Origin of the sequence: uncultured Roseibium sp. (genome assembly GCF_947494555.1) — a bacterium.
Taxonomy (GTDB): domain Bacteria; phylum Pseudomonadota; class Alphaproteobacteria; order Rhizobiales; family Stappiaceae; genus Roseibium.
Window position 1 is genome coordinate 1 of sequence record NZ_CANLVF010000017.1, and the last position, 402, is coordinate 402.

The following is a 402-nucleotide window of genomic DNA, read 5'->3' on the forward strand; positions in this document are numbered from 1 at the left end:
CGCGGGTCGGAGGGATCGCGAAAGAGCCGGATATCATTGGGACCGATCCCCGCGCCAAAACGAATGATGCCGCCATTTGTACCGGCTGACTCGTTGATCGTGTCGTTTCCAAACCCTGGGTCGAACACATAGACGTCAAGTCCCGAACCGCCGGACATGTTGTCGTCGCCTGCACCACCGTTGATGGTGCTGGCACCTGCCCCATCTGTGATCGTATCATTACCATCCTCTCCATTCAGAAAGTGCGATTGGTTTGAGCCGAAGAGTGTGTCATCTCCGGTGGTCCCCGCGAAAGTCAAACCGTCTCTTGTTAAATCGATGGCCGGGCTGCCGTCACTGAACTCAATGGAACTGATCGCTGTTGTCGTCGATCCACTGGCGGTGCCGGATGTGTATTGAGAA

At 55.7% G+C, this 402-nt stretch carries 1 pseudogene; it reads right to left on the minus strand.

The annotated features are described in order from the left end of the window. A pseudogene (locus Q0915_RS32035) lies at window positions 1-402 on the minus strand (hypothetical protein); the annotation flags it as partial.